This window comes from Pseudorhodoferax aquiterrae, assembly GCF_014652235.1.
GTDB classification, from domain to species: Bacteria; Pseudomonadota; Gammaproteobacteria; order Burkholderiales; family Burkholderiaceae_C; genus Pseudorhodoferax; species Pseudorhodoferax aquiterrae.
Map to the genome: position 1 here is coordinate 223,583 of NZ_BMYK01000007.1, position 13,061 is coordinate 236,643.

The window sequence follows — 13,061 nt, forward strand, 5'->3', positions numbered from 1 at the left end:
CCATCCCCATGAAGACCGTCTTGATCGTTGAAGACCATGCCGACATCCGGCGCCTCATCCGCATGACCCTCGAATTCGAGAGCTGCACGATCCATGAAGCCGGCGATGTGGTCGCGGGCATGGACGCCGTCAAGGCCTGGATGCCGGACCTGGTCTTCCTGGACGTCATGATGCCCGGCGAGCAGAACGGACTGGACCTGTGCCGGGCCATCAAATCGGACCCGCAGTTGCAGCGCATCAAGGTTTTTCTGGTGTCTGCGCGCGGTGGCAGCAAGGACCAGGAACAAGGGATGCTGGCGGGTGCCGATGCCTATGTGGTGAAGCCTTTCAGCCCGATGAAGCTGCTGGAGCTGATCGGCGAACCGGCGGAGCAGCTGTGAGCAGCCTTGCCTGCGCTGGTGCTGCCGGCGAACGGGCCGCCGCGCAGGACAAGTCCTTCGAAGACGCCGCCGCTGCGCAGATGGAACGCCTGCTGGCCGACTTCGGCCAGATGTACCACGAGAGGAACCAGGCCCTGCAGGAGGTCACCCGCGCCCACCATGAAGCCTTGCTGCTGCTGGCGCGCGCGGCCGAGTTCCGCGACGACGACACAGGCGTGCACATCGTCCGGATGGGCTATCTGGCCTGGGGGCTCGCACTCAAGCTGGGACAGGATCGCGCGTACGCCGCACTGCTCCGGCAGGCGGCGCCCATGCACGACATCGGCAAGATCGGCATCGTCGACGCGGTGCTGAAGAAGCCCGGCGCGCTGACCTCGGACGAGCGCGCGGTCATGAAAGAGCACCCCGGCATCGGCGCCCGCATTCTGGGACGGTCGCGGATCCCGCTGTTCCAGCTGGCGGCACAGACCGCCCTGGCGCACCATGAGCGCTGGGATGGCGCCGGCTATCCGAGCCGGCTGTCCGGTGAAGCGATCCCGCTGTCGGGCCGCATCGTGGCGGTCGCCGACTTCTTCGATGCCCTGACCATGGACCGCTGCTATCGTGCGGCCTTCGACGATGCGACGGCGCTGGACATGCTGGCGGCCGAGCGTGGCCGGGCCTTCGATCCGCAGGTGGTGGACTGCTTTGTGCGCCACGCCGACCTCTTCATCGCGATCCGCGACGAAGTCAATTCGCGCAAGTTCGATCTGGCTGAGCTGATGCAGGAGCCACCCCGCCTGCAGGCGGCGCAGGCCTTCAAGTGAGGAGCAAGACCATGTGGAAGAACTTCTCGCCCTTGGCCGCAACCATGGCGGTCGCATGCTCCGTGCTGCTGGGCTCCGCGGCGCAGGCGGGACCGGTGCTCGACCGCGTCCAGAAGTCCGCAACGGTGCACGTGTGCATCTGGCCCGACTACTACGGCATCACCTACCGCAGTCCGCGGACGCAGCAGCTGACCGGCCTGGACATCGATCTGTCCGCGGCGCTCGGCAGCGACCTGCGCGTGCGCGTCGAGCTGGTCGACTCGTCCTTTCCCACGCTGGTGCAGGACTTGAACCGCGACCGCTGCGACATCGCGATGTTCGCCGTGGGCATGCTGCCGCAACGGATGGCGCAGCTGGCGTTTTCGCAGCCCTATCTCCAGAGCGACATCTACGCCGTGACGACGCGGAGCAACCGCGCCGTGCGCGAATGGGACGACATCGACCAGCCCGGCGTGCAGGTCGCGGTGCAGGCCGGAACCTTCATGGAGCCCGTCATGGCACAGGCCTTGAAGCGGGCGACCCTCGTGATCGTCAAGCCGCCCGCCACCCGCGAACGTGAACTGGAGGCCGGCCGCGTCGACGTGTTCATGACCGACTACCCGTACAGCCGGCGCCTGCTCGACAACGCCGACTGGGCACGGCTGGTGGCGCCGCCCACGCCATTCCACGTCGTTCCCTACGGCTATGCGGTCAAGCAGGGCGACGCCGAGTGGCTGGCCGTGGTCGACGAGTTCGTTGCGCGCATCAAGCGCGACGGACGACTCGCGGCGGCGGCCCGGGCCCATGGGCTCACGCCCGCGTTGGTGCGCTGATGCTCCCGTCCGGCGCGCCGCCCGAGTCCGGGGAGACCACCGCCAGGCCCAGCGCATGGACCGAGAGCCGCATCGTTCTGCTGCTGGGCCTGGCCCTGACGGCGCTGGTCGCCGCTGCCGCGCTCTGGGTCGGTTTCCTCGAGTACCGCAACCACGTGGAGAACGCACGTTCGGAGCAGGCATTGATGGCGCGCGTGCTGGAGGACCACGCCACGCTCACCGTCGACACCGCCGCGGTCTCGCTGTCGGCCCTGGCAGACCGGCTGGCCAGCCGTCATCTGCCGCCGGGACCCGAGCTGACCGCGCTCCTGCGTGAAGCACAGGCCGGTTTTCCATTCCTGCGCGGCTTTGCGGTGCTGGACGCCAACGGCGTCGTCGTCGCCAGCACCGTTGCGACCGACACCATCGGCGTCGTGGTCGACCGGACCCGGGTCGGCGCATGGCCGGCGCCGGGCCGCGAGCGCCTGGGGTCGTTCGTCCCGGGCCGCGGGATCGCCGATCTGGCGCAGCCTGCGGGGCTGCCGAGCCGGGCGCCTGCGGGCGTGGGCTTCATTCCCATGTTCAGGACTGTGCAGATCGGCAGCGATGCGAGCGGCCTGCTCGTGGCCATGCTGAACCCCGACGCGTTCTCCAACTACCAGACGCTGACCCTGGACGACACGCGCGCGACCGGCCTGCTGACCAGCTACGCCGGCGAAGTGCTCGCCGCAACGGTCGGCGCCAGCGTCAATCCAGGCGAGCAGGTGGGCGCGCACGAACTGTTCCGCCGGCGGCTGGCCACCACCGAACACGACACCTACGAAGGAGACGGCATCGGGAACAGCGCAGCGCAGATCGTGGCCTACCGTGTCTCTCGCCAGTGGCCGCTCGTGGTGCTGGTGCAGCACCCGGTCGCGACGATGAAAGCCGCGTGGTGGCGCTCCATGCAAAGCACCATCTGGGTCGCCGGCGCCGCAGTGCTGCTGCTCGGCGCGATGACGGCCGTCGCCTGCTTCGGCCTGCGCGCCCGTGAGAGAACGCGCAAGCTGCTGAACCAGGCCCAGGCGGAAGTCGCCCGCCGTGAGCAGGAGCACAGCACCACATTGCGCAGCGTGCAGGAGCTCATCTTCCGGACCGACCCCCAGGGCATCCTGACCTTCGTCAACGCGCGCTGGACGGCCATCGCCGAGACCTCTCCGTCCGATGCCATCGGCATGGAGCTGTCCGCGCTCGCGATCCCTGCCCAGAGGAAGCAGATGCAGGCGCTGTTCGAGCCGGCGAGCGGGGCGGGCATCCGCAACGCGCAGATCACGGTCCAGGCCCATGGCGGCTCCGAGCGGCGCATCGTCGACGTGGCCGTCGTCCCCCTCGTGCACCGCGAACGCATCATCGGCTTCGCGGGCAGCGCCGTCGACGTGACCGAGCGTGTCACCTCGCAGCGCAAGCTGCAGACCCAGCTCGCGATCACCGAGCTGATCCTGCAGACGAGCCCGCTGCCTCTTTCCGTGCGCGACCTGCGCGGCCGCTACCTGAGCACGAACCAGGCGTGGGAGCAGTTCACCGGACTGTCGCGAACGCAGGTCCACGGCCATTCGGCCATCCCTGGGCCGGCCCAGGAGGCGCTGTCCTTCCACAGCCAGAACGACGACGAGCTGATCCTGCGCGGCGGGCGGATCCGGTACGAGACGAACATGCCCCACGCCGATGGTTCGCGTCGCGACGTGGTCATCGAGAAGGTGCTCATGCCCGGTGACGGCGGCAAGCCGGCCGGCATCCTCTCCGTGCTCATGGACGTCAGCGAGTTCAGGGCGGCCGAACGCGCGACCCGGGCCGCCCGCGACGTTGCGGAGGAGGCCTCGCGTGCCAAGTCCGAGTTCATCGCCAACATCAGCCATGAACTGCGGACACCGCTCCAGTCCATTCTCGGATTCTCCGAGCTCGGCCTCATGCGCGGACGTGACCAACCCAAGCTCAGACCGATGTTCGAGGACATCCTGAGCTCGGGCAAACGCATGCTGGCACTGGTGAACGACCTGCTCGACGTCGCGAAGCTGGAAAGCTCGGTGGGGACGTTCACGCTCGAGCGCACCGATCTTCGTCCGCTGATCCGGGAGGTCGTCCAGGAGCTTGCGCCCCAGATCGCCGCGAAGGGGCTCCAGCTCGAAGACGCGCTGGCGGCCACGCCGCTCGTCGGCAAGGTCGATCCGCTGCGCTTCCAGCAGGTGATCCGGAACGTTCTCGCCAACGCCATCCGGTTTTCCCCGGCGCAGGGAATCATCGCGATCTCGGGCGAATGCCCCGATGGACAGGAGATCGTTCTGCGCATCCGGGACCAGGGCCCGGGCATCCCGGACCAGGAAACCGAGCGCATCTTCGCCGCCTTCGTGCAGTCCACGACGACCAAGGACGGCTCCGGCGGGACCGGCCTGGGCCTGGCCATCTGCCGCAAGATCCTGGAGATCCATGGCGGACGGATCAGTGCGCAGAACCGCCAGACGGGCGGCGCCGAGTTCGTGATCGTGCTGCCGGCGAAGAACTTCGCCGAGACGATTCCGGGGCTTCTGTAGACCGCCCCTTCACCGCGCGCCATGGGCAGGCGCACCGGTGCCGACGGCGCACGACCTGCTCATGCCTGCTCCCGCGCTTGCCGCAGGTTGGCCTTCAGGTGCGCGGGAACCCGCTCGTCGAAGCCCAGCGCGACGCGCCGCACCTCCGGTGTGTCGGCGGGCGCATGGCCGACGCCGAGCGCAGCCGCGCGTGGCGGGTCGATGCCGACCACCGTGCCGCCGATGCGGCCGAGGCCGGTGATCTCGCACTCCACCGTCTGGCCTGCATCGATGCTGCGCGAGTGGCAGGGCGTGCCCATCAGGATCACGTCGCCGGCCACCAGCGTGATGTGGCGCGCGATGTCCGCGATGACGTAGTGCGGCCCCCAGATGGTTTCCTCGCCGATCTGCGCCTCCTGCACGACCAGGCCGTTCACGAAGGTGCGCAGCGTCTGCTCGAACAGGTTCACGCCGCGCACGATGCCCGGACCGATGGGCAGCAGCGTGTCGGCCCCCTTCACGCGCAGCATGCTGCCCTGGTCGGTGTCGCGGAAGTCCTGCAGGCCCATGTCCAGCGCCGGGCAGAAGCCCTCGATGCAGTCCCAGGCCTCGTCTGGCGTGACGTTGCGGCAGGTCCTGCCGATGACGACCGCATACTCGCCCTCGTAGTTGAGGTACCTGCAGTCCGAAGGCTTGAGGATCTGGCCGCCGTGGCCGTTCAGCGCGCTGGGCGGCTTGGTGAAGTAGGTCGGCGTCTCGCTGGGCTTGGGTTTGTCGCGCGTCTCCATGCTGCGCGAGCGGTAGCTGATGTGCACCGCGATGATCTTGCTGGGGGACACCGGCGGCAGGTAGGTCTGCGCCTCGGCATCCAGCACGCAGCCATCGTCCAGCCGCAGGCGGCCGGCAGCGGCACCGTGCTCGACGAGGGTGCCCCAGAAGGCGCTGCCACCCAGCAGCACGCGGCGGCGCTCCACGCGCGGGCCGCGCAGCACGGCCGGAAGTTCTTTGAAGGGAAATTCGAAGTTCATGCGTGCTCCGTGCCGAACCAGATGTGGATGTTGCCGGTGCCGCGCGCGTTCTCGTAGGCCGAGAGCGCCTCGCCCCGGGCGCGGCAGGCGGCGCCACCCATGGCGCCCAGCATCTGCAGGTAGTGCGCGCCGAAGGCCTCCCAGGGCTTCGTGCGGTAGTCGCTGTCCCAGCGCGCGAGGATCTCGTCGTGCCGGCCCTCGGCCATCAGCGCGATGGCCTGCTTGTCGCTGGCGATGTTCTCTTCCGAGGAAACATTGCTCTCGTGGAAGATGCGCGGGTGCTTCGGTTTCCAGTCGATGCCGTTGAACTTGTGCGAGAGCGCGCCCGAGGCCAGCAGCACCACGCGCAGGCCGCTTGCGCGGATGCCTTCGGCGATGTCTTCGCCCGACTGCAGAAACTGCTCCCAGCGGCAGTTCTGGCAGGAGCTGACGGTCACCACCGGCGTGTCGTCCAGTTCCAGCCGCAGCTGCTTGACGAGGTTGACGGTGGCGTAGTGCCGGCCCAGGTCGGGGTGGTCGATCACGCGCACATGGCCCTGGCGCGCGCGCGAGGCCGCCTCCAGCGCCCGCGCCAGCCGGGGGTGGCCGCGGTAGGCGAAGGGCACGCCGTGCAGGTACCAGGGCATCTCGTCGGAGATGTAGGTGCCGCTGTAGCGCGCGCCGCCGTCCACCAGGTGGTAGCCGGTGGTGAACCAGTGGCTGTCGAAAACCATGACCACGTCGGGCCGGGCGGCGGCGATCTTCTCACGCAGCCGTGCGTAGCCGGCGATGAGGTCGGAGTCCTCGCCCGCGCCCATGGCGCGACGGAATTCCTCGCATTGCATCAGGCCAGGGTGGTGCGACACGATGGCGGCACCGGCGATCTGTCCAGTCATGGGGATCCTTTCAACGCTGGCTGAAGCTGGCGCGGAAGGGCTTCTTGGGCACCACCACGTCCTTGATGTCGCAGAAGAACTCGAAGCTCCAGTCGCCGCCCTCGCGGCCGATGCCGCTGCGCTTGATGCCGCCGAAGGGCGCGGCCAGGTCTCGGATGCCGAAGCTGTTGACCCAGATGAAGCCCGTGCGCACGCGCTGGGCCACGGCCGTGGCGTGTTCGGTGGCGCCGTAGCACACGCCGCCCAGGCCATAGTCGGTGCCGTTGGCAAGACGGATGGCCTCGTCGTCGCTGCCGAAGGTCTGCAGCGTGAGCACGGGGCCGAACACCTCGTTCTGCACGATCTCGTCGTCCTGGCGCAGCTCGGTCAGCATGGTCGGCTGGAAGTACTGCGCGCCGAAGGGATGCGGCCCGCCGCCCCACAGCAGCCGCGCGCCGCCCGCCACGGCGCGCTGCACGAAGCCCTGCACGCGCTCCACCTGGCGCGGATGGATGATGGGGCCGACCTCGGTCGCCTCGTCACGGGGGTCGCCGATGGCCAGCTTCTCCACGTAGCCACGCATGGCGGCGACGAAGCGGTCCGCGACCCTGGCATGCACGAGCAAGCGCGTGCCCGCCAGGCAGACCTGGCCGGCGTTGCGGTACATCAGCGCGCCGGTGGCGGCGGCGTTGTCCAGGTCGGCATCCTCCAGCACGATGAAGGGGCTCTTGCCACCCAGCTCCAGGCTGCAGGGCACCAGGTTGGCGCCGGCCGCCTGCGCGATCCACTTGGCCGTGGGCACGCTGCCCGTGAACGAGATGCGCGCGATGCGCGGGTCGCTGACCAGGCGCGCGCCGGTGGTGGCGCCCGTGCCCTGCACCACGTTGAACACGCCGCGCGGCAGGCCCGCGGCGTCGGCCGCCTCGGCCAGCAGCGAGCAGGTCAGCGGCGCCCACTCCGGCGGCTTGAGGATGCAGGTGTTGCCAGCGGCCAGCGCCGGCCCGAGCTTCCAGGTCGACAGCATCAGCGGCGCATTCCAGGGCGTGATGATGGCCACCACGCCGGCCGGGTCGTGGCGCACGATGTGGTGCGCCTGCTCGGTCTCGATGGGCCGGTTCTGCAGGGTGAGCGCATGCTGGGCGAACCAGGTGATGTTGAGCATGGCGCGCGGCACCACGCCGTGGCGCATGCGCGAGAGCAGCACGCCGGCGTCGTTGCTCTCGAGCCGGCAGAAGGCGTCGGCGCGCCGGCCGATCTCCTCGGCGAAGCGGTCGAGGTAGGGCTTGCGCTCGGCCGCTGTCAGCGCACTCCAGGCCGCGAAGGCCTGCTGCGCCGCGACGATGGCGGCCTCCACATGCGCGTCCAGACCCTCGGCGACCTGGCCCAGCGGGCGCTGGTCGATCGGGCTGGACAGGGCGAAGCGGCTGGCCGAGGCGACGCGTTGGCCGTCGATGTAGTGGTCGGGCGAGACGGACACGCTGTCGACGACGATGGGCTGCGATGTGGTCAAGCAAGACTCCTGCAAATGCGCGGTCAGACGAAGCGCAGCGCGATCGCGCCGAGCGGGCCGTAGTCGGCATGGAACACGTCGCCGGCCGCACAGGCGACGGGCCGCGTGAACGAGCCGCCCAGCACGGTCTCGCCGGCCGCGAGACCCTCGCCGTGGGCCGCCAGCTTGTTGGCCAGCCAGGCCACGCCCTTGGCCGGATGGTTCAGCACCGCGGCGCCCAGGCCGGATTCCTCGACCACGCCGTTCTTGAACAGCAGCGCACCGGCCCAGCGCCAGTCGACCTGGTCCGGGCGCATCGGGCGGCCGCCCAGCACGATGCCGGCGTTCGCTGCGTTGTCGGCGATGGTGTCGAGCACCTTGCGCGGTGCGCGGGTGTCGCGGTCGAACTGCTCGATGCGCGCGTCGATGAGTTCCAGGGCCGGAACCACGTAGTCGGTCGCGTTGAGCACGTCGACGAGGCCCAGGTTCGGGCCCTCGAGCGGCCGGGCCAGGATGAAGGCGAACTCCACCTCGAGCCGCGGCACGATGAAGCGCGCCGCCTCGACCTCGCTGCCGTCCTGCAGCAGCATGCTGTCCAGCAAGGTGCCGTAGTCCGGCTCGGTGATCTGCGAGGCGATCTGCATGGCCCGCGAGGTCAGGCCGATCTTGTGGCCGATGGCACGGCGGCCCTGCTGCTGTTGCAGCCGCACCCATTCGCGCTGGATCGCGTAGCTGTCGGCGATCTCCATGGCGGGATGCAGCCGCGAGAACTGCGGCAGCTGGACGCGGCTGCTTTCGGCCTGCGCGAGGTCGCGCGCCAGGGCCTGGTGGATGTGCGTGGCGAGCAAGGTGGTCTCCGGGTCGGGGAGCGGGCAGTGTCGGCGGCGTGCAGGCCCGCCACAATCAATCGATTCGGAGGAGTTTTCAAGCCGGGCTTGATAATCCGCGGCATGCCGCTGACACGTTTCACGCTGCGCCAGATCGAAGCGCTCACCGCCGTCGCCCGGACCCGCAGCTTCGGCGAGGCCGCCGAGCAGCTGGGCATGACGACGCAGGCGGTCAGCCAGCTCGTCGCCGAGCTCGAGTCCGTCCTGGGGTTCCGGGTGTTCGACCGCACCACGCGCCGTGTGGACCTGTCCAGCGCGGGGCGCGACTTCCTGGGCTCGGCCGAGACCATGCTGCGCCATGTGCATGCCGCGGAGCGTGCGGCGGCCGACGTGCGCAACCGCGCCGCCGGCGTGGTGCGCATCGGCGCGCCGCTGGTGCTGGCCAGTTGCGCGGTGCCCGCGGCCATCCAGGCCTACCGGGCGACGCACCCCAAGGTGGTCGTGCGCGTGCACGACCTGGCGGTGGATGCGCTGGTGGACGCGGTGGCCGCGGGCGACGTGGACCTGGCCGTCGGACCCGACCGTGCGGTGCCGCCCGAGGTGGCGCGCCACGGCCTGTTCGACAGCCTGTGGGTGCTCTGGTGCGCGCAGGACCATCCGCTGGCGCGCCGCGCCCGGCTGCGCTGGGCCGATCTGCGCGACGTGGCGCTGGTCGCCGCCGGGCGGGACCACGAACGCAGCGTGGCGCGCATGCACGCGAACATGCCGGACGGCGAGCGGGTCGTTCCCGTCGACGTGGTCGACAACGTCTCGACCGCCCTGGGCATGGCGGTGCATGGCCTGGCCGCCACGCTCGCGCCGGCCTATGTCGGCGTGGTCGCCACGCCCTTCGGCCTGGTGATGCGGCGCGTGGTCGACCCCGAGACCGTGAGGAAAGTCTGCCTGTACCAGCCCGTCGCGCGCGCCATGTCGCCTGCGACCGCGGGTTTCGCGGAACACCTCGCCGCCTGGCTGCCGGCCTGGTCGCGCAAGGTGCTGCGTGGTGGCGGGACCGGGGAACGCCGCCTCAGTCGATCTTGAGCCGGGCCACGCGGGCCAGTTCCTGCCAGGCGGCCATGTCGCGGCGCACCGTGGCGGCGAACGCGTCGGCGCTCTTGATCGGCGGGCGCGGCATGTTCTGCGCGGCGAACTTCTGTACCGTGTCCTCGGTGGCGAGGATGCGGTTCACCTCCTGGTTCAAGCGCAGCACGACATCGCGCGGCGTGCCGGCCGGCGCGAAGATGCCGTACCAGCCATCGGCGTCGAACTGGTAGCCCTGCTCGCTGAGCGTGGGCAGGTCCGGCAGCGCCGGGCCGCGTGCCGAGCCGGTGGCGCCCAGCGCCGTGAGCTTGCCGGCGCGGATCTGCGGCACGGGCGAGGCGATGTCGACGAATCCCACGCCGATGGTGTTGGCGAGCAGGTCGTTGACCAGCGGCGACACGCCCTTGTAGGGCACATGCGGCATGGTCAGGCCGTACTGGGCCTTGATGCCTTCCATGACCAGGTGGCCGGTCGAGCCGCTGCCCCAGGAGCCGTAGGCCAGTCTGTCCGGATGGGCCTTGGCATGGCGCACGAGGTCGGCCAGCGACTTCAAGCCCGTGGACGGGTGCGCGACGAGCAGCACGCCGGCCGAGCCGACCTGGGCCACGGGCAGCAGATCCTTCTGCGTGTCGTACGGCATCCGGGGCTGGATGACGGGATTGATCGCGATGGCCGAGGAGGGCGAGAGCAGGATGGTGTAGCCGTCCGGCGCGGCCTTGGCCACGGTGTCGTTGCCGATCAGGCCGTTGGCGCCGGCCTTGTTGTCCACCAGCACGGGCTGCTTGAGCGCCTCGCCGAGCGCAACGGCGAGCAGCCGCGCAAAGATGTCCGAGCCGGCGCCCGGCGAGCCCGGCACGACGAGCCGGATCGGCCGCGCCGGCCAGGCGGTCTCGGCCAGCACACCGTGGGGCAGCGCGTACAGGCCTGCGAGGGCCATCAGGCCGCGCCGGGAAACAGGGGTATCGAACATCGGGGTCTCCTTGTCTTGGGTGTGGGGGGGACGGTCTGCTGCTGGCAGGCCGTCCGTGTCGGAAGGCTAGAGGCCGGGCTGCACGACCTGGCCGGTCAGGAATTGCGCCCGCGCGCCAGCCATGTACGCCAGCAGCGGCAGGCAGGGGTTGATCGCGTCGCCTGGCGCCAGTGCGTTGATGCGCAGGCCCAGGGCGCCCCATTCGGCAGCCAGCGTGGCCACCAGCATGTGGGTGGCGGCCAGGTCGCCCGCATGTTCCCAGGCCGTGTCGGCGTCGGGCCGCGGCAGCAGCAGCGTGAGGCTGGCGCTGTGCGCATGGCGGCTGCGAAAGCGGCGGGCCGCGGCGCGCACCGTGGCCAGCAGCGCGCCGGGGGCGGCGTCGAGCGCGGCGCCGTCGACCACTGCCGCGTAGGCCTCGCCCCCGGTCGTGGGGGCCAGTGCCTGGAGGCTGTCTTGCCAGTCCGGCGCGCGCACGGCGCTGGTCTGCAGCCGGGTCGGCAGGTCGAAGGGCCGCGGCGCATGCCGCGCGGCCGGCAGGGCCTGGCTGCCGCCGCAGGCCGAGGAGCCGCCGTCGAGCACGAGCAGCTGCCCGGTCAGCACGCGCGCGCCGGGGCTGGCCAGGAAGCACAGCGCCTCGGCCATGTCCGCGGGCTCGGCCATGCGGCCCAGCGGGATCTTGGCCACGGCCTGGGCCGGGTCCAGCCGGCCGCTGTCGATCAAAACCTGCACGAGCTCGGTGCGCACGAAGCCGGGGGCCAGCGCGGTCACGGTCCAGCCCGGGCGGGCGCGGGCCAGCGCGCGGGTCTGGGCGATCAGGCCGGCCTTGCTCGGGCTGTAGAGCCCGCGCCAGGGGATCGCGCGCAGGCCTGCGCCCGAGGCCACGTTGACGATGCGCGCGCCGGGCCGCAGCCGCCCGGCCAGCGCCTGCACCAGGCGGGCCGGCGCCTGCAGGTTCAGCGCGAGCAGGCGCGCGGCCGTGCCGTCCTCGTCGCCGGCCAGCGCCTCGGCGCCGCCGGCCGACAGGCCGGCGTTGTTGAGCAGCGCGTCGAGCGGCGGCAGACCGTGGGCCAGCGCGGCGATGTGCGCCGGGTCGGTGAGGTCGACGGTGCGGGCCAGCGGCGCAGGCGCTGCTGCGGGCCAGTCGGCCTGCAGGCGCTGCAGGCCGGCCGCGTCGGCATCGACGGCCACGCAGCGCCAGCCCTGCTGCGCCAGGCGCAGCGCGGTGGCGCGGCCGATGCCGCCCGCTGCGCCCGTCACGAGGGCGGTGCGCGGGCTGCCGTTCGGGAGGGGGTCGCAATGCACGGTGGGTTCGGGTTCAGCCGGCGCGCACGGCGCCCAGCAGGCCGTAGATGGTGTCCATGGGGGCGGGGCAGCCGACGGGCTGGCGCAGGCCGAACAGCGCGGCGCTGTCCTGCGCGGCCTCGGGCCGCGTGCGCTCCTCGATCCAATCGTAGACCACGGTGCGTGCGGCCACACGCCATTCGCCTGCGCGGCGCTCGAAGCGGTCGGCGTAGCGCCCGCACAAAAAGGTCTCGCGGTCCGGCCGCGCGGCCGTGGACTGCAGCGCGAAGAAGTTGCTCTCCACCGCCGCGCGCGCGCCGTGCAGTTCGATCAGCACGTTGGTGATCTGGTGCACGCGCCGGCCACCCTGGCGCAGGCGCGCCAGGGCCTGGTCGATGAAGCCGCTCGCGCTGCCGTTCCAGGCGCCGTGGCAATCGCTCGCGTCCTCCCAGTAGGCCGAGCGCAGCGCGGCCTCGTCGCAGCGGTCGATGCCGCGGCAGTAGCGGTACAGGCAGTCGCGGATCGCCTCCCGGTCCAGCAGCGCCTGCAGGCTGTCCACGTTCATGCCGCCTGCGCCGGCGCGCGCCGGAACAGCTGCACCACATGGCCCTCGGGGTCGCGCAGCGACAGCACGGCGCCATGGCTGCCCATGTCGCGCAGGCCCAGCCCCGCGCCACCGGCGGCCGCGATGCGCTGCTCGGCGCCGTCGAAGTCGTCGACCTCGAACACCAGCACGGCGCCGGCCGTGGCGGGCGCGGCCTCTTCGCGGCAGGCCAGCGAGACGTTGCCGCCGCCCACGCCGTACTGGAACCAGCGCTCGCCGTCCTGGAACTTGAGCTGCAGGCCGAGTGCCTGGCTGTAGAAGGCGTGCAGCGCGGCCGGGTTCTCGGCCACCAAGTAGACGTTTTGCAGCCGCTTGGGTGCGACCGCGCCCACTGGTGCCTCCACGCTTCCCGCTGCACGGGGTTCGCTGCCTCCCGAGGGGGCGCGCGCTGGCCCGGGACGGCCC

At 71.0% G+C, this 13,061-nt stretch carries 13 protein-coding genes; 5 read left to right on the top strand and 8 right to left on the bottom strand.

From position 1 onward, the window contains the following. The first annotated feature begins 8 nt into the window (after positions 1–8). From IE209_RS14505 to IE209_RS14520, 4 genes are all read left to right on the top strand, one after another. A complete protein-coding gene (locus IE209_RS14505; RefSeq protein WP_189687660.1) occupies positions 9–380 on the top strand; it encodes a response regulator transcription factor in 372 nt (123 codons plus the stop codon). An 80-nt stretch (positions 381–460) separates the two neighbouring features. Then, complete coding sequence (locus tag IE209_RS14510; RefSeq protein WP_189687661.1) at positions 461–1,186, top strand: HD-GYP domain-containing protein; 726 nt, start codon at positions 461–463, stop codon at positions 1,184–1,186. Between the two features lie 11 nt (positions 1,187–1,197). After that, positions 1,198–1,998, top strand: coding sequence for an ABC transporter substrate-binding protein (locus IE209_RS14515; RefSeq protein WP_189687662.1), 801 nt, complete (start codon positions 1,198–1,200; stop codon positions 1,996–1,998). Beyond that, positions 1,998–4,544, top strand: a complete 2,547-nt coding sequence (locus tag IE209_RS14520) for a PAS domain-containing sensor histidine kinase (RefSeq protein WP_189687663.1) — start codon at positions 1,998–2,000, stop codon at positions 4,542–4,544. The genes IE209_RS14515 and IE209_RS14520 overlap by 1 nt, the downstream gene beginning before the upstream one ends. 59 nt (positions 4,545–4,603) lie before the next feature. Here the strand turns inward: IE209_RS14520 and IE209_RS14525 are convergent, their stop codons facing one another. Genes IE209_RS14525 through hpaH form a run of 4 tightly spaced genes read right to left on the bottom strand, consistent with a single transcriptional unit; the run spans position 4,604 to position 8,742 of the window. Continuing rightward, entirely contained in the window at positions 4,604–5,551 is a 948-nt protein-coding gene (locus IE209_RS14525) for a fumarylacetoacetate hydrolase family protein (protein WP_189687664.1), read from the bottom strand. Further along, positions 5,548–6,426: a DODA-type extradiol aromatic ring-opening family dioxygenase gene (locus IE209_RS14530; protein ID WP_189687665.1), complete on the bottom strand. Its 879-nt coding sequence runs from the start codon at positions 6,424–6,426 to the stop codon at positions 5,548–5,550. Before IE209_RS14530 ends, IE209_RS14525 begins: the two co-directional genes overlap by 4 nt. A gap of 10 nt (positions 6,427–6,436) precedes the next feature. After that, on the bottom strand, positions 6,437–7,915 hold the full coding sequence (locus IE209_RS14535) for an aldehyde dehydrogenase family protein (protein WP_189687666.1): 1,479 nt from the start codon (positions 7,913–7,915) through the stop codon (positions 6,437–6,439). A 23-nt stretch (positions 7,916–7,938) separates the two neighbouring features. Continuing rightward, positions 7,939–8,742, bottom strand: coding sequence for a 2-oxo-hept-4-ene-1,7-dioate hydratase (hpaH, locus tag IE209_RS14540; RefSeq protein ID WP_189687667.1), 804 nt, complete (start codon positions 8,740–8,742; stop codon positions 7,939–7,941). A gap of 102 nt (positions 8,743–8,844) precedes the next feature. Between hpaH and IE209_RS14545 the strand changes: the two genes are divergently transcribed. Next, positions 8,845–9,801: a LysR family transcriptional regulator gene (locus IE209_RS14545; protein ID WP_189687668.1), complete on the top strand. Its 957-nt coding sequence runs from the start codon at positions 8,845–8,847 to the stop codon at positions 9,799–9,801. Here IE209_RS14545 and IE209_RS14550 read toward each other — a convergent pair. From IE209_RS14550 to IE209_RS14565, 4 genes are all read right to left on the bottom strand, one after another. Further along, positions 9,788–10,771 (bottom strand): Bug family tripartite tricarboxylate transporter substrate binding protein, encoded by a 984-nt coding sequence (locus tag IE209_RS14550; protein WP_189687669.1) that lies wholly within the window; start codon positions 10,769–10,771, stop codon positions 9,788–9,790. The genes IE209_RS14545 and IE209_RS14550 overlap by 14 nt on opposite strands. A 66-nt stretch (positions 10,772–10,837) precedes the next feature. Beyond that, a complete protein-coding gene (locus IE209_RS14555) occupies positions 10,838–12,073 on the bottom strand; it encodes an SDR family NAD(P)-dependent oxidoreductase (protein WP_189687670.1) in 1,236 nt (411 codons plus the stop codon). 13 nt (positions 12,074–12,086) lie between these two features. Next, positions 12,087–12,617: a nuclear transport factor 2 family protein gene (locus tag IE209_RS14560; protein ID WP_189687671.1), complete on the bottom strand. Its 531-nt coding sequence runs from the start codon at positions 12,615–12,617 to the stop codon at positions 12,087–12,089. Beyond that, positions 12,614–13,000, bottom strand: coding sequence for a VOC family protein (locus IE209_RS14565; protein ID WP_229882851.1), 387 nt, complete (start codon positions 12,998–13,000; stop codon positions 12,614–12,616). Before IE209_RS14565 ends, IE209_RS14560 begins: the two co-directional genes overlap by 4 nt. Positions 13,001–13,061: the final 61 nt, after the last annotated feature.